The following is a 25,552-nucleotide window of genomic DNA, read 5'->3' as shown; positions in this document are numbered from 1 at the left end:
GCTTAGGCTGATGGGCTTTGTTTTTTTTTTTGCTTTGCTTTACGTTTTAGTTGTTTTTCGATTATAATTTTCATCAAAGTCGAGACCTTCAAGAGTTTTGTCCACGGTTAAAGGTTGGTTGCAATGCATACAAGCATCAACTCGTCCAAGTACTTTTGTATGTTGGTTACAGCTTGGACATTGAACCGGCACAGCTCTGGTCGATAGCATTCCAATGAAAAAGTAAACAACTGTACTTGAAATAACGGCTAAAAATCCGACTAACATGGCGATGGTCATGATAATGGCATTACCTTTAAAGAAGATTCCTATATACATAATGAGAATACCAATGAACACTAAGGAAAGTGCAAAGGTTCTAATTTTATTTATCTTATTTGAATATTTAATAGCCATTCTCCGCCTCCTCGACAAAAGTATAACACAGAAAGCGTATACAAACATTCGTTTTTAAGTCAAGGAAGTGTAAAGAAGGAAGTTAGCAATTTTTGTTGAATTGAATGTGAGATAGCTTTTTATGGTAAGAGGTTTCTACAGGGAGGGTACATCATGGATATGTTATTAAGACAGCTCTACCAAGATCAAGCAAGTAAAGAACATACATGTGCCATATTGGTATTAAAGAAGGACGATTCGTCATTTTTAAGTACGGATGGATTTGATGCAATCATATTATTGATTTCTGATGATGTGACTGATTGGTATAGTAAGCACTATGAGGCAATGGGCAAACGAATTGCTTTTCATACAATGAGCCAGGGCATGATGCACCATTCATTAATAACAGGAAATCAAAGACGGTTGATTGATTGGCTTGTAAATGGCAAGATTGTATATGACCGAAATGAATTTATGCAAGATGTGAAGGTACGTATTGATAGTTTTCCTCCAGGGGATCGCTCAAAAAAATTAACGATTCAATTTGCTAAGCTTCTTCGTAGATTTGAAGAAGGAAAAACGTTATTTAATCAAGGATATGTCCTTGATGGTTTTAGTAACCTATTTCATGCTTTGCATCATCTAGCGAGGATTGCTGTTATCAAAGATGGATTTTACCCAGAAGTTACAGTCTGGGAGCAAGTGAAAAAGATTGAGCCTGAAATTCATAAGCTTTATCAGGAAGCATTAAATAGTGAAGAAGCTTTAGATAAGAGAATTGAGTTATTAATCTTAGCTCTAGAGGTTTCGATCATTTCTAAATTAGAATTGGGCACTTCTCATTTCCTTGAGTTGCTTCGTTCTATAGAAGGAGAAGCATCAATTGCAGAATTATTAGCGATCCCAGAAGTTCAAGAGTATCGAATTGATTTAGAGCTCGTTTTAAATGTGTTAATTGAAAAAGGTTTTGTTTCGATCGTACAGAGAGAAACGCCGGCAAAGTCTATTTTTCAAACAAAATATAAAATTATCGATTTTATTTGAGAAAGTTGTTGACTCATTTGTTGTGGCGTGTTAAATTATTACTTGTCGCTGCGGAGGAATCTTGCAGCGGACAAGAAAAACTTTTTAAAAAAAGTAATTGACTTCAGCAACAACGAAGTGTTATTATTTAAAAGTCGCTGATAACGACAAAAAAGTTCTTTGAAAACTGAACAAAAGCCAAGCGTACGAAGAGATACATGATATCTCATTAGTAACAAAAAAGTCGCAGGTAACACTGCGCAATTGGAAAGTTGATGGAGACATCAACGCCAGCAGTTGAGCAATCAACTCACCACTTTTATGGAGAGTTTGATCCTGGCTCAGGACGAACGCTGGCGGCGTGCCTAATACATGCAAGTCGAGCGGACGTTTTTGAAGCTTGCTTCAAAAACGTTAGCGGCGGACGGGTGAGTAACACGTGGGCAACCTGCCTTATCGACTGGGATAACTCCGGGAAACCGGGGCTAATACCGGATAATATCTAGCACCTCCTGGTGCAAGATTAAAAGAGGGCCTTCGGGCTCTCACGGTGAGATGGGCCCGCGGCGCATTAGCTAGTTGGAGAGGTAATGGCTCCCCAAGGCGACGATGCGTAGCCGACCTGAGAGGGTGATCGGCCACACTGGGACTGAGACACGGCCCAGACTCCTACGGGAGGCAGCAGTAGGGAATCTTCCGCAATGGACGAAAGTCTGACGGAGCAACGCCGCGTGAGTGATGAAGGGTTTCGGCTCGTAAAGCTCTGTTATGAGGGAAGAACACGTACCGTTCGAATAGGGCGGTACCTTGACGGTACCTCATCAGAAAGCCACGGCTAACTACGTGCCAGCAGCCGCGGTAATACGTAGGTGGCAAGCGTTGTCCGGAATTATTGGGCGTAAAGCGCGCGCAGGCGGCCTTTTAAGTCTGATGTGAAATCTTGCGGCTCAACCGCAAGCGGTCATTGGAAACTGGGAGGCTTGAGTACAGAAGAGGAGAGTGGAATTCCACGTGTAGCGGTGAAATGCGTAGATATGTGGAGGAACACCAGTGGCGAAGGCGACTCTCTGGTCTGTAACTGACGCTGAGGCGCGAAAGCGTGGGGAGCAAACAGGATTAGATACCCTGGTAGTCCACGCCGTAAACGATGAGTGCTAGGTGTTAGGGGTTTCGATGCCCGTAGTGCCGAAGTTAACACATTAAGCACTCCGCCTGGGGAGTACGGCCGCAAGGCTGAAACTCAAAGGAATTGACGGGGGCCCGCACAAGCAGTGGAGCATGTGGTTTAATTCGAAGCAACGCGAAGAACCTTACCAGGTCTTGACATCCTTTGACCACTCTGGAGACAGAGCTTCCCCTTCGGGGGCAAAGTGACAGGTGGTGCATGGTTGTCGTCAGCTCGTGTCGTGAGATGTTGGGTTAAGTCCCGCAACGAGCGCAACCCTTGACCTTAGTTGCCAGCATTTAGTTGGGCACTCTAAGGTGACTGCCGGTGACAAACCGGAGGAAGGTGGGGATGACGTCAAATCATCATGCCCCTTATGACCTGGGCTACACACGTGCTACAATGGATGGTACAAAGGGTTGCGAAGCCGCGAGGTGAAGCCAATCCCATAAAGCCATTCTCAGTTCGGATTGTAGGCTGCAACTCGCCTGCATGAAGCTGGAATTGCTAGTAATCGCGGATCAGCATGCCGCGGTGAATACGTTCCCGGGCCTTGTACACACCGCCCGTCACACCACGAGAGTTTGTAACACCCGAAGTCGGTGAGGTAACCTTTTGGAGCCAGCCGCCGAAGGTGGGACAGATGATTGGGGTGAAGTCGTAACAAGGTAGCCGTATCGGAAGGTGCGGCTGGATCACCTCCTTTCTAGGGAGTAATACTTCTAGTCGATCACACAGGTTCGCCTGATGTGAATACGCTTTGGCTTTTGTTCGGTTTTGAATGAACTTCGTTCATTCTTTATAGACCGTTAGGAATGCAAGGATCCACGCTAAGTTCGCCACGTCCTGTGGCAACGCCTGGTACCCACATCCTGTCGGTATGGTTCTTTGAAAACTAAATCGTGCAATGCAAAACACACACACAACGCAATCATCTCTATAGATGTGAGCGAGTCTTTATATACACCATACTTGATGAATGGCATCGTCAGATGACCTGAAATCAAATTGGTTAAGTTAGAAAGGGCGCACGGTGAATGCCTTGGCACTAGGAGCCGAAGAAGGACGCGACGAACGGCGAAACGCCTCGGGGAGCTGTAAGTGAGCTTTGATCCGAGGATATCCGAATGGGGGAACCCACCATTTTTAATCGAATGGTACCCGTATCTGAATACATAGGATACGAGGAGGCAGACCCGGGGAACTGAAACATCTAAGTACCCGGAGGAAGAGAAAGAAAAATCGATTTCCTGAGTAGCGGCGAGCGAAACGGAAAGAGCCCAAACCTGAAGGCTTGCCTTCAGGGGTTGTAGGACATTCCATTGGAGTCATAAAGAAACGGAGTAGGTGAAGCATCTGGAAAGATGCGTCAAAGAGGGTAACAACCCCGTAGCCGAAACTTCGTTTCCTCCGGAGTGTATCCTGAGTACGGCGGGACACGTGAAACCCCGTCGGAATCCGGGAGGACCATCTCCCAAGGCTAAATACTACCTAGTGACCGATAGTGAACCAGTACCGTGAGGGAAAGGTGAAAAGCACCCCGGAAGGGGAGTGAAAGAGATCCTGAAACCGTGTGCCTACAACTAGTCAGAGCCCATTAACGGGTGATGGCGTGCCTTTTGTAGAATGAACCGGCGAGTTACGATGTCGTGCAAGGTTAAGCTGATGAGGCGGAGCCGTAGCGAAAGCGAGTCTGAATAGGGCGATTTGAGTACGCCGTCGTAGACCCGAAACCGAGTGATCTACCCATGTCCAGGGTGAAGTTCAGGTAACACTGAATGGAGGCCCGAACCCACGCATGTTGAAAAATGCGGGGATGAGGTGTGGGTAGGGGTGAAATGCCAATCGAACTCGGAAATAGCTGGTTCTCCCCGAAATAGCTTTAGGGCTAGCCTCGAGGGAAGAGTCTTGGAGGTAGAGCACTGATTGGACGAGGGGTCCCCACAGGATTACCGAATTCAGTCAAACTCCGAATGCCAAGTACTTATCCTCGGGAGTCAGACTGCGAGTGCTAAGATCCGTAGTCAAGAGGGAAACAGCCCAGACCATCAGCTAAGGTCCCAAAGTATACGTTAAGTGGCAAAGGATGTGGAGTTGCCCAGACAACCAGGATGTTGGCTTAGAAGCAGCCACCATTTAAAGAGTGCGTAATAGCTCACTGGTCGAGTGACTCTGCGCCGAAAATGTAACGGGGCTAAACGTATCACCGAAGCTATGGATGAACACCTTAGGTGTTCGTGGTAGGGGAGCGTTCCAAGGACAGCGAAGCTAGATCGTGAGGACTAGTGGAGTGCTTGGAAGTGAGAATGCCGGTATGAGTAGCGAAAAGAGGGGTGAGAATCCCCTCCGTCGAAAGCCCAAGGTTTCCTGAGGAAGGCTCGTCCGCTCAGGGTCAGTCGGGACCTAAGCCGAGGCTGAAAAGCGTAGGCGATGGACAACAGGTTGATATTCCTGTACCACCTCTCCACCGTTTGAGTAATGGGGGGACGCAGAAAGGTAGGGTGAGCGCGCTGATGGATATGCGCGTCTAAGCTGTTAGGCTGGAAAGTAGGCAAATCCGCTTTCCGTTCGGCTGAGCAGTGATAGCGAGGGAAATTTAGTACCGAAGTCCCTGATCCTCCGCTGCCTAGAAAAGCCTCTAGCGAGGTGGAAGGTGCCCGTACCGCAAACCGACACAGGTAGGCGAGAAGAGAATTCTAAGACGCGCGGGAGAACTCTCGTTAAGGAACTCGGCAAAATGACCCCGTAACTTCGGGAGAAGGGGTGCTCTATTAGGGTGCAAGCCCGAGAGAGCCGCAGTGAAAAGATCCAAGCGACTGTTTAGCAAAAACACAGGTCTCTGCGAAGCCGCAAGGCGAAGTATAGGGGCTGACACCTGCCCGGTGCTGAAGGTTAAGAGGAGGGGTTATCCTTCGGGAGAAGCTCTGAATTGAAGCCCCAGTAAACGGCGGCCGTAACTATAACGGTCCTAAGGTAGCGAAATTCCTTGTCGGGTAAGTTCCGACCCGCACGAATGGTGTAACGATTTGGATACTGTCTCAACGAGAGACCCGGTGAAATTATAGTACCTGTGAAGATGCAGGTTACCCGCGACAGGACGGAAAGACCCCATGGAGCTTTACTGTAGCCTGATAGTGGATGTTGGTATCGTTTGTACAGGATAGGTAGGAGCCTTTGAAACCGGAGCGCCAGCTTCGGTGGAGGCATTGGTGGGATACTACCCTGACGGTGCTGACATTCTAACCTCGACCCGTGATCCGGGTCAGGGACATTGTCAGGTGGGCAGTTTGACTGGGGCGGTCGCCTCCTAAACAGTAACGGAGGCGCCCAAAGGTTCCCTCAGAATGGTTGGAAATCATTCGAAGAGTGCAAAGGCATAAGGGAGCTTGACTGCGAGACCTACAAGTCGAGCAGGGACGAAAGTCGGGCTTAGTGATCCGGCGGTGCCGAATGGAAGGGCCGTCGCTCAACGGATAAAAGCTACCCTGGGGATAACAGGCTTATCTCCCCCAAGAGTCCATATCGACGGGGAGGTTTGGCACCTCGATGTCGGCTCGTCGCATCCTGGGGCTGAAGTAGGTCCCAAGGGTTGGGCTGTTCGCCCATTAAAGCGGCACGCGAGCTGGGTTCAGAACGTCGTGAGACAGTTCGGTCCCTATCCGTCGCGGGCGCAGGAAATTTGAGAGGAGCTGTCCTTAGTACGAGAGGACCGGGATGGACACACCGCTGGTGTACCAGTTGTTCCGCCAGGAGCATCGCTGGGTAGCTACGTGTGGACGGGATAAGTGCTGAAAGCATCTAAGCATGAAGCCCCCCTCAAGATGAGATTTCCCATGGCGTAAGCCAGTAAGACCCCTTAGAGATGATGAGGTTGATAGGTCTGGAGTGGAAGCGTGGCAACACGTGGAGCGGACAGATACTAATCGGTCGAGGACTTATCCAACATGGTGAAAGACAGTGTGAGTAGCATAGAAACAGGAAGAAGAAGTCACTTCGGTGAGTTCCTCCTCCTGTGGGCACGATTTGGTTTTGAGAGAATCTTTTCTCAAGATGGACAACAAGCATCAAGTGATTCGAGGACACAAGGATTGGAACGAAGGAGCGTATCTTCATACGTGACAGAGTGACAAGACGAAGTGGACGAAGAAGCGCGCCGATGATTGGCCGTCCAGCATAGTCCGGTAGCAATAGCGAAGAGGTCACACCCGTTCCCATGCCGAACACGGCCGTTAAGCTCTTCTGCGTCAATGGTAGTTGGGGGCTTCCCCCTGCGAGAGTAGAACGTTGCCGGGCTGATATTATTCCACAGTAGCTCAGTGGTAGAGCAATCGGCTGTTAACCGATCGGTCGTAGGTTCGAGTCCTACCTGTGGAGCCATTTTGGAGAGCTGTCCGAGTTTGGCCGAAGGAGCACGATTGGAAATCGTGTAGGCGGTGTAGAACCGTCTCGAGGGTTCGAATCCCTCGCTCTCCGCCAGCTAATCTCTTAATATAATAAATGTGGCCCGTTGGTCAAGCGGTTAAGACACCGCCCTTTCACGGCGGTATCACGGGTTCGATTCCCGTACGGGTCACCAATATTTCATACATAACTATTACCCAGGAGGATTAGCTCAGCTTGGAGAGCATCTGCCTTACAAGCAGAGGGTCGGCGGTTCGAGCCCGTCATCCTCCACCATTTTTAAAAAGAATCATTTAGTGACTATATAACGACGCGGGGTGGAGCAGTCTGGTAGCTCGTCGGGCTCATAACCCGAAGGTCGGAGGTTCAAATCCTCCCCCCGCAATTACCATTGGTCTGGTAGTTCAGTTGGTTAGAATGCCTGCCTGTCACGCAGGAGGTCGCGGGTTCGAGTCCCGTCCAGACCGCCATTTATTTTTATAACAAATGTGGCTTAGTAGCTCAGTTGGTAGAGCAACGGACTGAAAATCCGTGTGTCGGCAGTTCGATTCTGTCCTGAGCCACCATTTGCCGGCCTAGCTCAATTGGTAGAGCAACTGACTTGTAATCAGTAGGTTGGGGGTTCAAGTCCTCTGGCCGGCACCACTATTCTTTATCAAGTGGCTGTTGACTAACGGAATGAATTTGTGTATCATTGTTATTGCTTTAGCTTTGGAGGGGTAGCGAAGTGGCTAAACGCGGCGGACTGTAAATCCGCTCCCTACGGGTTCGGCAGTTCGAATCTGCCCCCCTCCACCATTTAGGGGCATAGTTTAAAGGTAGAACAGAGGTCTCCAAAACCTCCGGTGTGGGTTCAATTCCTACTGCCCCTGCCAATTAAAATTTAAACGATATAAAAAATATGGCGATTGTGGCGAAGTGGTTAACGCACCGGATTGTGATTCCGGCATTCGTGGGTTCAATTCCCATCAGTCGCCCTTTTTGGGCTATAGCCAAGCGGTAAGGCAACGGATTTTGATTCCGTCATTCCCTGGTTCGATCCCAGGTAGCCCAACCATTATTTGCGGAAGTAGTTCAGTGGTAGAACATCACCTTGCCAAGGTGGGGGTCGCGAGTTCGAATCTCGTCTTCCGCTTTTCTTCTTTTTACGGCGGTATAGCCAAGTGGTAAGGCACGGGTCTGCAAAACCCTTATCCCCGGTTCAAATCCGGGTACCGCCTTTTGTTATAATTTTTTCTGCCTGCCGGGGTGGTGGAATGGGCAGACACACAGGACTTAAAATCCTGCGGTAAGTGATTACCGTGCCGGTTCAAGTCCGGCCCTCGGCATCATCTTCATATTTGCGCCCGTAGCTCAACTGGATAGAGTACTTGACTACGAATCAAGCGGTTAGAGGTTCGACTCCTCTCGGGCGCGCCATTATTTGCCGGTGTGGCGGAATTGGCAGACGCGCACGACTCAAAATCGTGTTCCTCTGGAGTGCCGGTTCGACCCCGGCCACCGGTATTATAGGATAAAATGAAACGTTTCTCACTAAGTGAGAAACGTTTTTTTGATATTTAAATATTCTACTTTAAAGATTAACTATTAAAGACACAACACTTGTAGCAGCTGCTGCTAAGGCGATTATGAAATGCGCTGGGATTTCGACTATTGTTTCTTTTGTACGGTTGGTATTACCATCCTCCTTTTTAATGTAGAACTTCATGAAGTTTGCTCCTCTCTATATGGATTTTTGGTTCTTATTTTTAGTTTCTCCATAAATGGGGTTGTCCTATTAAATTAAATCAAAATTCATCTGAGATTTTTAGTTGAAGTAGACTCTTATCAAGAATGATTTATGTTACATCACGATTACTAGTTGCATTAGCAATAGGAAGCAGGAGTGATTAAGAGGTATTCAGGAATTAGTCAGACCGAATCAATATTTACTAAAATCCTCTGCTGGTGACCAAGAGATTTTAAACAATTAACAAGATAAAAGCCATGTTTAGCAAGACAAAACTACATCCTTTCTTTAAGTTCCACTAACTTTCATATGAATATTGTCTTTAACATCTTCTGAAAGTCTTTATGAGCTTTTCCACTGAGTACAGGCTATTCATCCCCTTCAACACCTAAAAACTCTTCCACCCTCTCCATATCTTCTGACGTATGGTAAATACTAATCTGGTCATTAGTCGCATTCTCCACAAGATACACGTTTAGGCTTTCTTTTACAGATTAGATATCAGTTCCTTCCTCTAGATAATTCGAACTAAAATCGTCATCCGTATTTACCTCGATAGGTACGTTCCTTAAGACCTCAGCAATTAATAGATCTTTTGTAAAAACTGATTCATCATTCGAGTACAGAGAGATATATGTCGTATCATTTATGTTGAGGTATGGCTGATAGTCTGTTTCGTGTTGGTTGTCTGAGTTAAAAGTTGTCATGTCTAAATTGCAGCCGCATAAAAAAAGAGTCAAGATAAAGCAGGGAAACATTCTTCTCATCCTGCACCTCAATCAAATATTTATTTTCAAAATTATACCACGATCCGAACTGTTGGTAGGATATAATTTAAGTATTAACTTAATCAAGAGGTGGAGCATGAGCTATACATATTACGGAGATCCTTCGAAACCAATTTTGATGTTTATACATGGAGCTTGGAGTAGGGGGCTTGGATGTGGGATAAGCAGGTTGAGTATTTTAAGCAGTCTTATTATTGTATTGTTCCAACCTATCAGTTTAGCGAGCAACAATTAATACGATACTGGGCGGATACGTTTCTTCAAGAGCTGCTTAAGCACAAGACAGAAGGTAAGCAGGTGATTCTTGTTGGGTTTTCTATGGGGGCACAAATTTCTGTTGAGATGTGTGCGAGTGAGCCGGAGTCATTTAGTCATGTAATGGTTAATAGTGGCTTAGTTGATCCAAAACCAATTCTTCAAAAAATGGTTGTTCCGCTTTTGCCCATTTTTAATATCCTTCCTAAAAGTAGATCATTTTCGATGAAACAAGCGAAGGAGCTTTATATTGGCGAGCAATACTTTGAGAGATATTACGAGGGAGCAAAAAGGGTAACAAATGTTGAACTTCGGCTAGTTATGAAAGAGAATTTAGAATTTGATTTACCTGAGGGGTTAGAACGTTTCACAGGTGAAATGTTGATAACGATAGGAGAGAAAGAGGAGAAGCTTCTGAAAAGGTCCGTAGAGAAGCTTAAACGAGCTGTTCCTGATGCGAGGATAGAGGTTATACCTAATGTGAAGCATGGTTTTTCGCTTGCTGAACCTGCTTCATTTAATGAGATGCTTGAGGAATGGATACAGGCTAACTCAATTGATGAACAGACCAATTAATTTATAGAACATAAAAAAAGCCACTTTGAATGTGGCTTTTTAGTTTTCTTTCAGGTATTTGTAGTAACTGTATCTGACCACTTTATTTCATAATCAATAAATTTCTTAAGGTAGTCCATCATTGGCTCTATGCAAGAGACATTATGAATGTTCAGAGTGGAGAGTTGAATCCAATTATTTTTTTGTAAATAATCACTTGCATAATGAATCAAGTATCCATGGTTCTCCATGCATAAGCCAATATGAAAAGAATTTGCAGATTCAGGAAATGGAATCGTAATGATAAAAGAGGAGCGACTTGAATCTGGACAAAGGACATCTAATTGGTTTTGTTTTGCGCACCTGATTAACTCATTATAATTAGTTAGTAGCTTATTCTCTCTTATATGACTTGGTACTTCTAAAACATGTAGCAGGCCTTCGATTAGAGATGAAGAATGTGAGAATGGAGTAGAATGCTGATCGTACATTCCTAAATCTAAATAAGAAGGTATTTTTTGATTAGGCTTAGCCTGATGATTATGAAAAACAAAGGAAAGACCAGAAAGTGAACCTAATGCTTTTCCACTTGTCCAGCAGCGAAATAGATATCCTCTAAGTTTAATGGAATAGCTCCAATTGAGCTAATACAGTCTAGGCAAAGCTTAGCACTGTGGTGTTGAGCAAGGATCTTTAATGAGTCCATGTCATTAATCATTCCTGTAGACGTTTCTGTATGCACAGCCCATATCCAATCAAATTCTGAAATATCTTCTTTTAACTTACTATAGCAAAACGGTTCACCATATTTTTGATGAATGGTTTTGAAATGGAGTCCAGCTCTTGTAGCATGATTAACCAACCTTTCTCCGAATTCCCCATTTATTAAAATGAGACCCTTACCATCAAGGATTTTTAATTGTGCAGCAATCACGTCATTGGCTAAAGTTCCAGTTCCTAATAAGATTTGCGTGTATTTAGATCTAGTAAGCTCAGATAGCGCCTTCTTTGCTTTTGAGAACCTTTTTAGGAAAGAAGGATGTCTATGAGACACAGTAGGACGAGAAATCGCTTCATTTAGTTCAGATTGATTTTGAACAGGACCAGGTAGAAAGCTAATAGTAGGCTTTGCAAATCGTCCAACGGCAGAAGCTAAAAAACTATCTCGAGTCATATACATTGGCTGATACTGTGCTTCCTCAGTTCCTACTAGATTAGCAAAAGGAGTAAAACCAATCTGCTTATATAATTTCAACTGATGAATGGTTCCCGAAATTATGCCTGTATCATATTGATGGGTAAGGCAATATTGAGCGAGTAATTGAGCTAACCCAAAAAAGACTCGACCATTACGATATTTTTTCTTAACAGAAAGTAAACGTATTTCACATATATACTCTGCGGGGCAAGGAAGGCAGTGCTCAACAGGACCGATTTTCTTGTCGAGTGAGAACGGACGATTTTCATTAATAGCAAGCATGCCTACTAAGTCTCCATCTTTTAAAGCAAGTAAATAGGTATTATTGTTATGATATGTATCAATTAATTCAAAATGATCATTCGCTTCATGTTGAGGAATTTCTTCCACAAACGTTTCGTAGTTTAGCTTATGTATTTGTTTATATTCGTGATTAAGAGTAGCTTGTTTGAAAATATAACTCATTATCTTAGCTCCTTTTTTAAATCCTTAAGATGGGCACAGGTGATTAAAAAGAGAATCAGACAAAGTGTAATCAGCTCTATTAAAGATAGTCCATTAAAGAAATAAAGAAAAAACGGAAGACTCCATAAAGAGAATAATCCAGCAAGTGTGAAGCTTTGTTTTATCAAATAAAACAAGGAGAACATAGCTAGAATCATGATTGCAGATAAGGGTTCAATAAAAAGGATGCCACCAATAAACGTAGAGATACCTTTGCCACCCTTAAAACGGAAAATGATAGGATAGATGTGACCCAGTACAACTGCAAAGAGTCCTATCAAACTAAGAGATAAATTAGAGAAAAACCAGTAACCTAAAAACACAGATAGTGTACCTTTTAAAGCATCGCCAAAAAATGTGAAGATAGCAGCTCTTTTCCAGCAACCCTTGCCATATTACGAGCTCCGGGATTTCCTGAACCACTTTCTCTTACATTCAAATGTTTATAATTACTAATAAAAAGACCGATCAAGAGATTACCAATGAAATAGCACATAATTATATAAAAAAATAACATAAGTTCTCCTTTTACATAAAAGTATTACGATCTTAGTATATAGGAGTTACTAATAGAAAGTAATGAAATTTGGTAAATTCATCCCCCACATATAAAAAAACCAGCACGCACCCACAATATAGGTACGTACTGGCTTTCATCTTTCGTTATTCCTTTATTTCCTTCCAAACGTCCCACTCACCAGAGTTATCCTTAGGGCTCTGGCCTTGGCTCCACCATTTGGCTTCATATAATTTGTCGTCAAGTAGTGCGCGGTCACCGGCTGTGTAGATAGCTGATGTATCCCACTCTTGTGGTCCTTCTGGTTCAGATTCATTGATCTTTTTCCAGACTTCCCATGTTCCTGAGTTGTTTTGTGGATTTTGACCTTGCGTCCACCACTTGGCTTCATAAACTTGACCGTCTACTGTCACTTGATCTCCAGTGTCGTAGATCGTTTTCTCGTTCCATTCTTGTGGTCCTTCAGGTACTTCGTAGCAGTCGGCAACTTTTTGCCAAACGTCCCAGTTACCAGAGTGGTCATTAGGATTTTGGTTTTGAGTCCACCATTGTGCCTCGTAGAAATTACCTTCGTGCGCAATTTTGTCTCCTGCTACATACGTTTTAGCAGCATCCCATGCTTCAAATTCGCAAATTGGCGCTTCAGGTTCTTCTGGTACTTCAGGCTCTTCAGGAATTTCTGGTTCCTCTTCTTCCTGTTCAAATGTGAAGGTAGTCGGAGCTCTCATTCCTGGTGTAGAGAAGTATGCTTCAAGTGAACCTGTAACTGTGATTAATTTGCCAAGGTTTTCAGGGTGTGAAGGCAGGTTTAATCCGTTACGGACAGCTGTTCCATTTACAAGTTGAACTGGTAGCATTTTTGAACGATCTGTCTCGTCCGCTGAGTCAGCAAGTAATAGGTTAGAAGGAGCGTGTGTGCCTTCACCAATTACAGGTGATGAATTGACTATTGAACCTACGATATAGCCTTTTACTTTAGCTGTTCCACTATTATTGGCAAGTGCATCTGCAACTGATTTTGAACCAGTTGGATCTTCTCCAGAGCCTTCACCATCAATTGTAATACGGCTTCCTTCTTCATGATTAATTGGTGCCTCTTGAGCTGTGACATAGTCCACTATAGAGGTCCAAACAGGTCCTAAGTCGGACTCAATCGTATCTGAATTTAAATTATAAAAATTGGCTCCGTGCATGTAGTCATTATACGCAACTGTATAGGTTGCACTAGGGTCAAATGTCTCACCATTTTCAAGTGAAATCTCAACATCTGTTATGGCACCATTGTCACCAGTAATTAAATTATATTCAATTCCTGAAACTTGAACGTCAACGCCACGACGGTATTTTGCTTGTTCTAGAATAACATCTTTGATTCTAGAACCTGTTGCTTCCACTGAAACGATAACATTGCCAAACCCGTCTAGTGATTCAATCTGCTGGTCAGTAATTGGACCAGGTAGGATTTCACCAGTAACAGAAGATCCGTTTAATAGCCCAATATCTGTTCCTGCTTTTGCACGGATGGAATCAGTGTATAGATTTCCAAGTCCTACGTCGTTTCTGTTTTTATTAGATGAGAAGAGTCCAGTTTCAGTTGAACCAATAATCTCACCTGGTACTGGAGCAGTCGGGTCAACAGAAAGCTTAATGCGGCCTTCTCTAGGAAAATCAAGTGTCTTGCCCTCAGCTGTAAGTTTTAATGCATAATTTTTCATTGCTTCCGTCATTAGACCAACGGTTTCTGAAATAACGGTACCTTCAAAATTATAGCCAGAACCACCAGTTCCAATGTAGTTAGCAACGGCTACAGTATATGTTTCATCTAAGTTAAGGGGTTCATTATTAATTGTTAAGGTAACATCTTGATAACTTCCTGTAGGTCCAGTCAAAATGTTGTAGTTTAAGCCTGAAACTTGTAAATCAATTTCATTTCGGTTATCACGAGAGTAGGAGTAAGCAAGCACATCTTTGATTGCTTGACCTGTCATCTCATATACCATCACTTCATTGGCAAAAGGCTCAATTTGATAAATATTTCCTAATGTCACTTCACCAGCATCAATGCTAGCACGGATTCCACCGTTGTTTGTAAAGGCAATATCGCTGTTTGCCATATCACGCATTGCATCTGTCCAGAAGTTTCCAAGAGGAGCATCGCCATTAAAACGACCATCTCTAGTTAATCCGTTAGTAGAGGTTCCTACAACTTCACCAAGAAGGTCTTCCATATCTTCGTTGTACCCATCAATCACAGCTTGTACGTCTTCATCAATATCTGTTAACGAAGAAACGGATACAAGGCTACCGGATGTATTTGTAATACTATCTGTTGCTTGATCATACGTAAGTGTTACTTTTCCAACATTGTTCAAGTTTGATCCAGTCTGAACGATTGGAGTGCCATTGACCACATTTGGAGCATTAAGAGTTGTGTGTGAATGTCCGCCAATAATTACATCAAAGTAATCAACTTGTTCAGCTAGTCGTCTGTCATAATCAAATCCAACGTGAGTCAAAGCAACAATTACATCTGCTTGCTCTTCTAGTTCAGTTTGATAGCTCTTTGCAACTTCTGCATAATTTCCGTCAAACTCTAGGCCAACAGTATTTGCTGGAGCTGTTGCAGGTGGTGCTTGAGTGATTGAGAAAATGGCCACTGAAAGTCCATTAACGTCAAATATCTCATATGGCTTTGTTTGCTCTACATCTGTATCACCAACATCCATATTTGCAGCTAACCACGGAAATTCAGATAGTGCCATATTTTCTGAAAATGCTTCTTGGCCAAAATCAAACTCGTGGTTTCCGATGGTAAAAGCATCCACACCAGCTAAATTAAATACTTCATAAATTGGTTTCCCTTTATTTAGGTCAACTACTGGGTTTCCACTTACTGCATCTCCGGCATCAAGATATAGGAAATGATCGGATGCCTCGCGTTGTTGCTTTACATAAGCAGATACTTTTGCATACTCATCAAACGTTGCATGAATATCGTTTGTATGTAAAATGGTAAGATCCAAGCTCCTCATTTGCTTGGGCTTGATTAGTGAATGAGAAGATCAAAAACAATGCTGCGAAAACCGAAAGAACCTTCGACGATCGCCAAGTTAACAAGCTATCCATAAACTACCTCCATTGGTTTTTATTATAGTAGACAAGTAGATTAACTAACTGTCTCTATCTAAATGGTATCAAAAAAATGAGTAATTTCTACAAAGAATCTATAAAAATAATGTAAAGATTTCTGACTGTGTATCCGAAGGCTTATAAATCAATTAGTATAAAAAAGAAACTATGTTACATAAAGGTGCGTACTTTTATTTTCTAAACAGCTATAGGAAACTAGCAGATATTATTGTTAGAAAGGAATTGTTAAAAAATGAAAACTGAAATTGGATTACTTTTGTTACGGATTGTGTTGGGAATTACGTTCCTGGTTCACGGATTAGACAAGTTTAATGGTGGTATTGAACAAACAGTAGGTATGTTCGAGGGGATGGGCTTTCCTGGATTTCTTGCTTATCTAGTTACATTTGCTGAAATACTTGGAGGACTCGCTTTAATTATTGGATTATTTACTCGATTAGTCAGCATCATTTTCGCTATCATTATGGCTACAGCTATTATCCAAGTGAAACTAGACTCAGGATTTCTAGGTGGATTTGAATTAGATCTTGTTTTACTTGTTTGCTCATTACTTCTTGCTCTTAGCAGCAGTCGTTTATTAGCAGTTAATCGAATTCTTCCCGGAGCAATGAAGAATTTTTAGATTTGGATGAAGAGATTTGGAGATACCTCTGTTGTTACAACATATCTTGAGAAGAACGACGATCAATCCTAATATGAGATTGGTCGTCGTTTTTATTCGTTTTTATTTTCTTCACTAGCTCTTTCATTTTGTTAGAACTGTTTCGCAATTTGGACAAATTCGATTGAACCCTCTATACTTTAATCATACATATGTTAGAAACAATTAATCTATTGGAGTGAAGACAGTGACAGATTTAGCGTATCCTTATGCATCAAAACGAAATGTCGTGTATGGAAAAAAAGGAATGGTGGCAACCTCTCAGCCCTTGGCTGCACAAGCTGGGCTAGATATTTTAAAAGCTTGGTGGAAATGCAATTGACGCCGCTATTGCAACGGCTGCATGTTTAACCGTAGTAGAACCGACCTCTAACGGAATTGGTTCAGATGCGTTTGCCTTAGTATGGACTGATGGTAAGTTGCATGGTTTAAATGCAAGTGGACAGGCGCCAATGGGATTAACTCCAGAGGCCGTAAAAAAAGCGGGTTATACAGATGAACTTCCAACGTATGGCGTACTGCCAGTTACAGTTCCAGGAACACCACGTGGATGGGCAGAGCTTTCAGATAAGTTTGGCAAGCTTTCTTTAAAAGAAGTCTTAAAACCAGCTATTGATTATGCAGAGAATGGATATCCGGTTTCACCAACTCTTGCTAAGTATTGGGCAAAGGCAGCAAAAAGCTTCCGTACAAAACTTACTGGCGATGAGTTTAAGCATTGGTTTGAGACCTTTACACCAAATGGGCAAGCACCAAAAGAAGGAGAGATTTGGAAATCACCAGGTCACGCCAAAACATTACGCTTAATTGCTGAAACAAACGCAGAGGCTTTTTATACAGGTGAAATTGCTGATGAAATTGATGCTTTTTTTGCTGAACACAAAGGCCATCTAACAAAAGAAGATCTGGCTGCATATAAGCCTGAATGGGTTGAGCCAATAAAATCTGAATATAAAGGCTACGATGTGTGGGAAATTCCACCTAATGGGCAGGGTTTAATTGCGCTTGAAGCATTAAATATCCTTAAAGGTTTTGATTTTCAAGGGAAAGATTCTGTTGATACCTATCACAAACAAATTGAAGCTATGAAGCTAGCATTTGTGGACGGTATGGCTTTTATCACGGATTCAAGAGAAATGAAGGTTTCTAAGGATGTGTTGCTTTCTGATGAATATGCTGCAGAGAGACGAGCATTAATTGGGGAAGAAGCGATTACACCTGAGCCAGGAACACCACCTTCTGGGGGGACGGTTTATTTGGCCGCAGCTGATGGGGATGGAAATATGGTATCTTTTATCCAAAGTAACTATATGGGCTTTGGCTCTGGCATAGTTGTTCCTGGTACTGGCATTGCGATGCAGAACAGAGGTCATAATTTCTCACTAGATGAAAAGCATCACAACTATCTGAAGCCAGGACGCAGAACCTATCATACAATTATTCCGGGATTTTTGACAAAAGGAAATGAAGCAGTAGGTCCATTTGGAGTAATGGGTGGATTCATGCAGCCTCAGGGCCATGTACAGGTAATCATGAACACGATTGATTTTGGTTTGAATCCTCAAGCAGCTCTTGATGCTCCAAGGTGGCTTTGGACAAACGGGAAAAAGGTACAGGTTGAGGCTAGTTTCCCAATTGAGATTACAAGAGCACTAGTAGCTAAGGGACATCAAATAGAAATCGCCGTGGATGAAGGTGGATTCGGACGAGGTCAAATCATTTGGCGCGATCCAAAAACAGGTGTGTTAGCAGGTGGAACTGAGCATCGAACAGACGGTGAAGTAGCAGCCTGGTAAATAGGCAAGCTTTATTAAAGACAGGGAGGAAACAATTTCCCTGTCTTTTTTTATGGTTTTAGCAACTTTTTAAAAGGTAATAGAAAGAGTAGCTAACATAAAGGAGAAATGTATATGTCTATTCATGCACTATTTTTAAATTGCTCTCTAAAAAAGAGCTCAGAAGGTCAATCAAATACCGAAGCGTTGATGAATGAGGTATCATCTCGTCTTGAGCAGCACGATGTCACGACAGAAAGTATTCGTGTCGCTGATTATAACGTTGCTTATGGAATTGTTGACGATGCGGGTGAAGGTGATGAGTGGCCACAAATTATCGAAAAACTAAAAGCGGCTGACATTGTTGTCATTGGAACGCCACTTTGGATCGGAGAGAAATCTAGTATTGCTACTAAGGTGATGGAACGCTTATATGGCAGCAATGGTATGACAAATGAAAAGGGGCAACCTTTTTTCTATAATAAAGTTGGTGGTGTGGTTGTAACAGGCAACGAGGATGGTGCAAAACATGCAATCGCCTCTGTGGTGTTTGGTCTATCTCATATTGGCTTTACCATGCCTCCAGAGACTGCAACCTATTGGCTAGGAGAAGCTGGTCCTGGACCTTCATTTATTGAAGCAGAAGGACATAAGCATGAGTTCACGATGACACAAGTGAAAAAGATGGTCCATCACTTGCTTTATTTTGCCAAGCTGCATCAGCAAAATGAAATACCAGTACTTGAAGAAGATTAACCAGTAGAGGCACTAAAAAAAAGCCGAACCATTTTCTGGTTCGGCTCTTCATATAGCTAAAATTAATTACAGTCCAAATACAATTGGCATCCAGAAGTATACGGCAAGGGTAATCACAATTACCGAGAATATGTTCAACCAGACGCCAGCTTTGGCCATATCGGCAACATCTAGTACACCCGCACTAAAAACGGCTGTATTAGGAGGTGTTGCAACAGGTAGCATGTAACATGAACCGGCAGATAGGGCAGCGGCTGCCATAAGAACTAATGGATCCATACCAACAGCGATTCCTAAACCTACACAAAGCGGAAGCACAAGATTGGCTACGGCAGTATTAGACAATATTTCTGTAATAGATAATACAATAACGACTAATAACAAAATAATAATGAATGGGGTGAAATTTTCAAGCAATTGTAGCGTGTCGCCAATCCAGTCGTTTAAACCGGAAGCTCCAAAGCTAGATGCAAGGGCTAGTCCACCACCAAAAAGGATTAACACATTCCACGGTAGCTCTTTTAGGTCGCGCCATTCTAATATTCTTTCACCTTTTTTAGTGCTGGGTATAAAGAAAAGGGATACGGCGCCAAAAATAGAGATGGCTCCATCATGCATATTAGCAGCGATGTTTTCTGGGAATACAAGTGATTTGAAAACCCATAAAAACACAGTTATCCCGAAAATTATCGCAACCCAAATTTCATCCCTAGACATCTTCCCAAGACTCTTTTTATCTTCCTTAATGAAATCAATCGTTTGATTCTGACTACCTGAATCAACTTTAAATTTCATTTTTGTCAGATAGAAGTATAGAAAAATCAGAATAAGCAACGCAACTGGTCCTGCAAAGAGTAACCACTCATAAAAAGCAACAGTACGATCAAGCTGCGTTCTCGCAATTTCAGCAAAAATGGCATTTGGTACAGCCGCTACTAAAGTAGCAAGCCCCCCAATTGTTGCGGCATAGGCAACAGCTAGTAATATACTTTTTGAGAAATGACTTAAGCTTTTACCAGTTAGAATTTCTTTTTCTTTTACCTCTGAGATCAACGCGAGAGCAACTGGAAGCATCATTAAAGCGGTTGCAGCGTTTGATACAAATAATGATAAAAATGCTGTTGATATAATAATCCCTAGAATAATCCGTTGACTCTCGGTTCCAATCATATCAATTATGTTTAAGGCAATTCTTCTATGTAGGTTCCATTTTTGCAACGCAATCGCAATAACAAAGCCTCCACCATACATGAATATTGTCGGACTACTGTAAGATGCGGCAATAGTATCAATGTCCGCAGCTCCAACTAATGGAATAACAATTAGTGGAATTAATGATGTAACAGCCATTGGTATGGCTTCAGTAACCCAGAATGTAGCTATTAAAAGAGTAATAGCAAGTACAAATCTAGGTGCATGCTCTAATTGACTGGACGGGATTAAAAAGTATGCCAGGAAATAGCAATGGTCCTAAAATGAGTCCTACTTTAGCCCTTGTGTTATAAGTAGGCTGAGTAGTTTGTTCCTCGCTCATAGGTTCACACCTTTCATAGATTAATAGTAAAGCTATTTGATTTTCCCACAAGTTATAGGATGAATGCAAATAATGACGAATAAGAGCAAACTTTCAAAATTGTTTTGACATAGAGGATTATCTCATGCTAAAGTAGATTCAATTCAACATAACATAGTGAAATGCTCTTATAACGAGAGGCGGAGGGACTGGCCCGATGAAGCTTCAGCAACCATTCAGAAAATGAAAAGGTGCTAAATCCAAGCAAGGTGGAAACACTTTGAAAGATAAGGGGAACGTTTATTGAGATTGTTCAATGCCTCTTTCTTTTAATAGAAGGAGGCATTTTCTATTCCCTTGGAGTGATCTGCTTAGGTGGTTTGTGATTAGAGTTTGTTAAGTTGAGAGACTATATGAGGAGTGAGTGAGAACATGCCAAAGGTAAGAAGTTCAAACATTGGATATCCAAGAATTGGTGAAAAAAGAGAGTGGAAAAAAAGCTTAGAGAACTATTGGGCGAAAAACATCTCTGAAACTGAGCTACTTGATTCTCTTAAAGACATTCGACTTTCTAACATCAAGAAACAAAAAGAGGCAGGGATTGACTTAATTCCAGTAGGTGACTTTAGTCTATATGATCATGTATTAGACACAGCCGTTTCATTTGGACTAGTACCAGATCGTTTTGAATACAACGGCGGCGAAGTAGATGTAGATACGTATTTTGCTATCGCACGTGGTACCGATTCAGCAGTCGCATCTGAAATGACAAAGTGGTACAACACTAACTATCACTATATCGTACCTGAAATTACTTCAGCACCAACATCACTCGTACATAATCGTGTGTTGGATTTATATAAAGAGGCGAAAACTGAGTTAGATATTGATACAAAACCAGTTGTACTTGGACCAGTTAGCTTTGTGAAGCTTTCAAAAAATCAAACAGACCTATCAGAGCAGGAACTGATTCGTTCGTTTATTCCGTTGTATGCACAGCTACTACAAGAACTAGAAGCTGCGGATGCTGCGTGGGTACAAATTGATGAGCCATTTTTAAATGGGCAAGTAACATCTTCTGAATTAGACTTGTTACAAGAGGTATATGCACAGCTTGACGTCGCTGCTCCAAGGCTAAACATTTTACTACAAACGTACTTTGAAGCAGTGGATGATTACGAGGCTATTGTCAACCTACCTGTACAAGGAATAGGTTTAGATTTTGTCCATGATGCTGGCGAATCTCTTAAACAAGTAATTAAATTCGGATTGCCAACTGGTAAAATTTTAGCTGCGGGAATCATTGATGGGCGTAATATTTGGAGAGCTGATTTAAAGGAAGTTAAAGAAATAGTTGATCAGCTTTCTGTAGTCGTTGGAGAGGGCCAATTGATACTCCAACCATCATGTAGCTTACTACATGTCCCAGTTACTGTGAAGCTTGAAGAGGAATTACCTGAAATACTCAAATCAGGAATTTCGTTTGCTGATGAGAAACTTGAAGAGCTAGTGGCTTTAACGAATGTAGCCAATGATACAAGCGACGAGCAGATTTTAGAAGCAAGCGCTGCAGCAGTTAAAGCATTAAATGATTCGTCTAGTCGAAATAATGAAGAGGTTCGTGCGCTACTTGCTGAAGTTGGAGAGTCAGTGCCAACACGTTCAATTGATGCACCAGAACGTCTTCGTCTACAACAAGAAAAGTATCAGCTACCACTTCTACCAACTACAACAATCGGTAGTTTTCCACAAACCAAGGAAGTCCGTCAACAACGCTTGAAGTGGAGAAAAGGCGAGCTTGAATCAGCTGAGTACGAGCAATTTATTCGTGACGAAATTGATAAATGGATTAAGATCCAAGAAGATCTTGATATTGATGTACTAGTTCACGGGGAGTTTGAACGTACGGATATGGTTGAGTTTTTTGGTGAAAAACTTGCAGGCTTCCAATTTACAAAGTTCGGTTGGGTCCAATCCTATGGTTCACGTTGTGTAAAACCACCTGTTATTTATGGTGATGTTGCATTTGTTGAGCCGATGACCGTAAAGGAAACGGCTTATGCACAAAGACAAACAAAACGTCCGGTTAAGGGTATGCTAACAGGACCGGTTACAATTTTTAATTGGTCATTCCCACGTACTGATATTCCTGAAGGTCAAGTTGTCAACCAAATTGCGCTTGCTTTGCGTAAGGAAGTAGAGGAGCTAGAGAAAGAAGGAATTAATCTTATCCAAGTGGATGAACCAACCATTCGTGAGGGGCTTCCGCTAAAAGAAAGTAAATCTCAAGCCTATCTCACACAATCAGTTGATGCTTTCCGTTTATCAACGATTACTGTGCAACCAGAAACACAAATTCACACTCATATGTGCTACTCAGACTTTCAAGCGATCATTGAATCCATTGATGCTTTGGACGCAGACGTTATTTCAATTGAAACGTCCAGAAGTCATGGTGAGCTGATTTCAGCGTTTGAAGACTTTACCTATAATAAAGGCATTGGTCTTGGTGTCTATGATATTCATAGTCCACGTGTGCCAGCACAAGAAGAGATCGATCGTAATATTAGTCGCGCACTATCAGTACTTGATCCAAAATTATTCTGGATTAACCCTGACTGCGGTTTGAAGACTCGTAAGGAAAAAGAAACAGTAGAAGCTCTACAAGTCATGGTTGATGCTGCAAAACAAGCACGAAAGCAACTTGTTACTTCACCTGAATAAGATCATTTTAAGAACCCGCTGCTATCAGTGGGTTCTTTTGCATAGACTTCTATAAAAACTAAAAAAGGAAGTGTATGCATGAACACCTCGATCTTGCCTACTCAAATTGTCACTCGTCATATGTTATCTCCAAGGCTTGATATTTTTTACCCTGAACTAACGGGTTTACCAACCCCACATATTCAGCATGAATTAAACCAAGCGATTAATCAGCAAGTTCATAAAATGATTAAGGATTCTGGTTATTACGAGCCGCCTCAAGATACAACATTAACAGGAGGCTACGAAATCAAAAACAATCAACGGAATATTCTTAGCCTGATGAACCGATTATATTATTATAGCGGCGGCGCTCACGGAATGACGGTACAAGAAACACTAACCATGAATACAGCTAACGGAAAAATCTACAGCTTAGGTGACTTGTTTAAGGGTGGTGTTAATTACACACAACCATTAAATAAGATCATCGAGGCACAAATTAAAGCAAGACAGCTTGATTTATTGAACCCATTTACAGGCATTACAGCTGACCAAAAATGGTACATCGCAGATAAATCGTTGGTCCTGTTTTTTGATTTGTATGAATTACAGGCGTATGTATATGGATTTACCTACTTCCCCATTTCCGTATATGGGATTCAGTCAATCATTCGTGATGATGGGCCTCTTGGTGAAATGATCTATTAGTTGGTTTAAATTGATTCGAAAACAGGAAGAGTATATGAAAGATGCAATCAAGGAGGAAAAATGATTATGAATTTATATATAAATGGCGAATGGATTGGTGAACAGCTAGAAAAAATCGACATTGTGAACCCTGCAAATGGAGAAACAGTAGATCAAGTTCCAAAAGGAGGAGAGAAGGAGGCGAAGGCCGCAGTGGATGCTGCGCACGGCGCTTTTCCCGAATGGTCAGCGAAGACTGCATATGAACGAAGTGCTCTTCTAGAAAAATGGCATGCTTTAATTGAGGAGAATCAAGAAGACCTTGCAAAAACGATGACTGAAGAGCAAGGTAAACCTTTAAAAGAAGCTTCTGGCGAGATTGGTTATGCGAATGCGTTTATCAAGTGGTATGCCGAGGAAGGAAAGAGAGTATATGGGGAGACGATCCCTGCTTCCGCCGCGGACAAGCGTCTATTTGTTATTAAGCAGCCTGTTGGAGTTGTGGCTGCAATTACGCCGTGGAATTTTCCTGCAGCTATGATCACACGAAAACTAGCTCCTGCTCTCGCGGTAGGTTGTACAACCGTTCTGAAGCCATCTAGCCAAACTCCACTCACTGCCTTTAAGCTAGTCAAATTAGCAGAGCAAGCTGGTATTCCTAAAGGAGTCATCAATATTGTGACAGGTAGCTCAAGTGAAATCTCAGAAGCATGGCAAAAAGACAGCCGTGTGCGCAAACTGACATTTACCGGATCAACAGAAGTTGGGAAACAGCTTATGACTGGCGCTTCCGAGACGATGAAAAAACTCTCACTTGAATTAGGTGGACACGCACCGTTAATCGTCACAAGTGATGCGGATTTGGATAATGCTGTTGAACAAGCAGTAGCATCAAAATTCAGGAATGGAGGTCAGACTTGCGTTTGTGCCAATCGTATTTTTGTTGCTGAGGAAGTTGAAGAAGTCTTTTTAGAAAAATTTGCTGACGCTGTTTCGAAGTTGGTTGTCGGCGAAGGACTAAATGAAGACACGGACATCGGCCCACTTATTGATGATGATGCTGTAGATAAAGTCCTTGAGCATATAAAAGACGCAAAAGAAAAAGGAGCTCGTCTTGTATATGGTGGAAACCGTAAACATGGTCAATTTGTGGAACCCACGATTATTTCCGGTGTAACAGATAATATGGTTTGTATGATCGAAGAAACCTTTGGCCCGCTTGCCCCTGTCTCTACATTTAAGACAGAGGACGAAGCCATTGAACGTGCCAATGCAACCCCATTTGGTTTAGCCGCATATCTATTTACTCAAGACCTCACCAGAGCAATCAAGCTTGCTGAAAAGCTCGATTACGGAATCGTTGGAGTAAACGACGGTGGACCATCCGCAGCACAAGCACCATTTGGAGGCTGAAAGAAAGCGGACTAGGAAGAGAAGGCGGCCATCACGGAATTGAAGAATACCTAGAGACCAAATATATTTCAGTGAAACTCACGTAAAAAGTAGGATCGAAACTCCAAAGCCTGGGTGGCTTTGGAGTTTTTTGTGTGGGGGAGGAAGGCAGCGTTGGAGTGAGGAATCGGGGATGAGAGTGAGGAATCGAGGAAGAGAGTGAGGAATCGAGGAAGAGAGTGAGGAATCGAGGATGAGGGAGCGGAATCGGGGATGAGAGCGGGATATCGGGGATGAGAGCGGGATATCAGTAAAGAGGAGCAGGATATCAGTAAAGAGAGCGGGATATCGGCAAAGAGAGCAGGATATCAGTAAAGAGAAGCGGATATCAGTAAAGAG

11 protein-coding genes, 17 tRNA genes, 3 rRNA genes, 4 pseudogenes and 1 riboswitch are annotated in these 25,552 nt (G+C 42.6%); of the genes and pseudogenes, 28 read left to right on the top strand and 7 right to left on the bottom strand.

Going from position 1 to position 25,552, the window contains the following annotated elements; translation table 11 throughout:
- Positions 1-39 precede the first annotated feature (39 nt).
- Complete coding sequence (locus NDM98_RS15720; RefSeq protein WP_251609735.1) at positions 40-396, bottom strand: YgzB family protein; 357 nt, start codon at positions 394-396, stop codon at positions 40-42.
- A gap of 153 nt (positions 397-549) precedes the next feature.
- On the opposite strand from NDM98_RS15720, the gene NDM98_RS15715 reads away from it, so the two are divergent.
- From NDM98_RS15715 to NDM98_RS15615, 21 genes are all read left to right on the top strand, one after another.
- Positions 550-1,422, top strand: coding sequence for a nucleotidyltransferase-like protein (locus NDM98_RS15715; RefSeq protein ID WP_251609733.1), 873 nt, complete (start codon positions 550-552; stop codon positions 1,420-1,422).
- A gap of 297 nt (positions 1,423-1,719) precedes the next feature.
- A 16S ribosomal RNA gene (locus NDM98_RS15710) occupies positions 1,720-3,272 on the top strand.
- A 304-nt stretch (positions 3,273-3,576) separates the two neighbouring features.
- Positions 3,577-6,509 (top strand): 23S ribosomal RNA (locus tag NDM98_RS15705).
- Positions 6,510-6,743: 234 nt separating this feature from the next.
- A 5S ribosomal RNA gene (gene rrf, locus NDM98_RS15700) occupies positions 6,744-6,859 on the top strand.
- The 16S, 23S and 5S rRNA genes sit together here with 17 tRNA genes alongside, the layout of an rRNA operon.
- A 9-nt stretch (positions 6,860-6,868) precedes the next feature.
- A tRNA-Asn gene (locus NDM98_RS15695) sits at positions 6,869-6,943 on the top strand.
- Between the two features lie 4 nt (positions 6,944-6,947).
- Positions 6,948-7,042 (top strand) — tRNA-Ser (locus tag NDM98_RS15690).
- Between the two features lie 25 nt (positions 7,043-7,067).
- Positions 7,068-7,142 (top strand) — tRNA-Glu (locus NDM98_RS15685).
- A 25-nt stretch (positions 7,143-7,167) separates the two neighbouring features.
- A tRNA-Val gene (locus NDM98_RS15680) sits at positions 7,168-7,243 on the top strand.
- A 35-nt stretch (positions 7,244-7,278) separates the two neighbouring features.
- A tRNA-Met gene (locus tag NDM98_RS15675) sits at positions 7,279-7,352 on the top strand.
- A gap of 8 nt (positions 7,353-7,360) precedes the next feature.
- Positions 7,361-7,437: transfer RNA gene (locus NDM98_RS15670), tRNA-Asp, on the top strand.
- A 20-nt stretch (positions 7,438-7,457) separates the two neighbouring features.
- Positions 7,458-7,533, top strand: a tRNA-Phe gene (locus NDM98_RS15665).
- Between the two features lie 3 nt (positions 7,534-7,536).
- A tRNA-Thr gene (locus NDM98_RS15660) sits at positions 7,537-7,612 on the top strand.
- Between the two features lie 68 nt (positions 7,613-7,680).
- Positions 7,681-7,765 (top strand) — tRNA-Tyr (locus tag NDM98_RS15655).
- A gap of 3 nt (positions 7,766-7,768) precedes the next feature.
- Positions 7,769-7,842, top strand: a tRNA-Trp gene (locus NDM98_RS15650).
- A gap of 29 nt (positions 7,843-7,871) precedes the next feature.
- A tRNA-His gene (locus NDM98_RS15645) sits at positions 7,872-7,944 on the top strand.
- A gap of 5 nt (positions 7,945-7,949) precedes the next feature.
- Positions 7,950-8,024: transfer RNA gene (locus NDM98_RS15640), tRNA-Gln, on the top strand.
- A 6-nt stretch (positions 8,025-8,030) separates the two neighbouring features.
- A tRNA-Gly gene (locus NDM98_RS15635) sits at positions 8,031-8,102 on the top strand.
- A gap of 14 nt (positions 8,103-8,116) precedes the next feature.
- A tRNA-Cys gene (locus NDM98_RS15630) sits at positions 8,117-8,187 on the top strand.
- Positions 8,188-8,209: 22 nt separating this feature from the next.
- Positions 8,210-8,295: transfer RNA gene (locus NDM98_RS15625), tRNA-Leu, on the top strand.
- 14 nt (positions 8,296-8,309) lie between these two features.
- Positions 8,310-8,386, top strand: a tRNA-Arg gene (locus tag NDM98_RS15620).
- A gap of 6 nt (positions 8,387-8,392) precedes the next feature.
- Positions 8,393-8,473, top strand: a tRNA-Leu gene (locus NDM98_RS15615).
- Between the two features lie 717 nt (positions 8,474-9,190).
- Here the strand turns inward: NDM98_RS15615 and NDM98_RS15610 are convergent.
- Positions 9,191-9,403, bottom strand: coding sequence for a hypothetical protein (locus NDM98_RS15610; RefSeq protein ID WP_251609731.1), 213 nt, complete (start codon positions 9,401-9,403; stop codon positions 9,191-9,193).
- Positions 9,404-9,637: 234 nt separating this feature from the next.
- Between NDM98_RS15610 and NDM98_RS15605 the strand changes: the two genes are divergently transcribed.
- Entirely contained in the window at positions 9,638-10,315 is a 678-nt protein-coding gene (locus tag NDM98_RS15605) for an alpha/beta fold hydrolase (RefSeq protein ID WP_251609729.1), read from the top strand.
- A 50-nt stretch (positions 10,316-10,365) separates the two neighbouring features.
- On the opposite strand, the gene NDM98_RS15600 is transcribed toward NDM98_RS15605, so the two are convergent.
- From NDM98_RS15600 to NDM98_RS15585, 4 genes and pseudogenes are all read right to left on the bottom strand, one after another.
- A complete protein-coding gene (locus NDM98_RS15600) occupies positions 10,366-10,785 on the bottom strand; it encodes a hypothetical protein (RefSeq protein WP_251609727.1) in 420 nt (139 codons plus the stop codon).
- Between the two features lie 83 nt (positions 10,786-10,868).
- Positions 10,869-11,957, bottom strand: coding sequence for a GNAT family N-acetyltransferase (locus NDM98_RS15595; RefSeq protein WP_251609725.1), 1,089 nt, complete (start codon positions 11,955-11,957; stop codon positions 10,869-10,871).
- Positions 11,957-12,492: pseudogene (locus NDM98_RS15590) on the bottom strand (glycerol-3-phosphate acyltransferase). The gene NDM98_RS15595 and the pseudogene NDM98_RS15590 overlap by 1 nt, the downstream one beginning before the upstream one ends.
- Before the next feature lie 167 nt (positions 12,493-12,659).
- Positions 12,660-15,536, bottom strand: a complete 2,877-nt coding sequence (locus tag NDM98_RS15585) for a 5'-nucleotidase C-terminal domain-containing protein (protein WP_251609723.1) — start codon at positions 15,534-15,536, stop codon at positions 12,660-12,662.
- Between the two features lie 359 nt (positions 15,537-15,895).
- On the opposite strand from NDM98_RS15585, the gene NDM98_RS15580 reads away from it, so the two are divergent.
- The 3 genes and pseudogenes from NDM98_RS15580 to NDM98_RS15570 all read left to right on the top strand — a co-directional run bounded on the left by NDM98_RS15580 (position 15,896) and on the right by NDM98_RS15570 (position 18,855).
- Positions 15,896-16,285 (top strand): DoxX family protein, encoded by a 390-nt coding sequence (locus tag NDM98_RS15580; protein ID WP_251609721.1) that lies wholly within the window; start codon positions 15,896-15,898, stop codon positions 16,283-16,285.
- A gap of 286 nt (positions 16,286-16,571) precedes the next feature.
- Positions 16,572-18,120 (top strand): annotated as a pseudogene (gene ggt / locus NDM98_RS15575) (gamma-glutamyltransferase).
- A gap of 114 nt (positions 18,121-18,234) precedes the next feature.
- Positions 18,235-18,855: a flavodoxin family protein gene (locus NDM98_RS15570; protein WP_285804026.1), complete on the top strand. Its 621-nt coding sequence runs from the start codon at positions 18,235-18,237 to the stop codon at positions 18,853-18,855.
- 66 nt (positions 18,856-18,921) lie between these two features.
- Here NDM98_RS15570 and NDM98_RS15565 read toward each other — a convergent pair.
- A pseudogene (locus NDM98_RS15565) lies at positions 18,922-20,389 on the bottom strand (SLC13 family permease).
- A gap of 164 nt (positions 20,390-20,553) precedes the next feature.
- A riboswitch (SAM riboswitch) is annotated at positions 20,554-20,662 on the top strand.
- A 138-nt stretch (positions 20,663-20,800) separates the two neighbouring features.
- Here NDM98_RS15565 and metE point away from each other — a divergent pair.
- From metE to NDM98_RS15550, 3 genes and pseudogenes are all read left to right on the top strand, one after another.
- Positions 20,801-23,092: a 5-methyltetrahydropteroyltriglutamate--homocysteine S-methyltransferase gene (gene metE, locus NDM98_RS15560; RefSeq protein ID WP_251609719.1), complete on the top strand. Its 2,292-nt coding sequence runs from the start codon at positions 20,801-20,803 to the stop codon at positions 23,090-23,092.
- A gap of 78 nt (positions 23,093-23,170) precedes the next feature.
- Positions 23,171-23,782, top strand: a complete 612-nt coding sequence (locus NDM98_RS15555; protein ID WP_251609717.1) for a DUF3298 and DUF4163 domain-containing protein — start codon at positions 23,171-23,173, stop codon at positions 23,780-23,782.
- Positions 23,783-23,848: 66 nt separating this feature from the next.
- A pseudogene (locus NDM98_RS15550) lies at positions 23,849-25,260 on the top strand (NAD-dependent succinate-semialdehyde dehydrogenase).
- Positions 25,261-25,552 lie beyond the last annotated feature (292 nt).

This window comes from Alkalicoccobacillus plakortidis, assembly GCF_023703085.1.
GTDB classification, from domain to species: Bacteria; Bacillota; Bacilli; order Bacillales; family Bacillaceae_D; genus Alkalicoccobacillus; species Alkalicoccobacillus plakortidis.
Note: the sequence above shows the minus strand (reverse complement) of the source record. Positions and strands in the feature narration are given on the sequence as shown.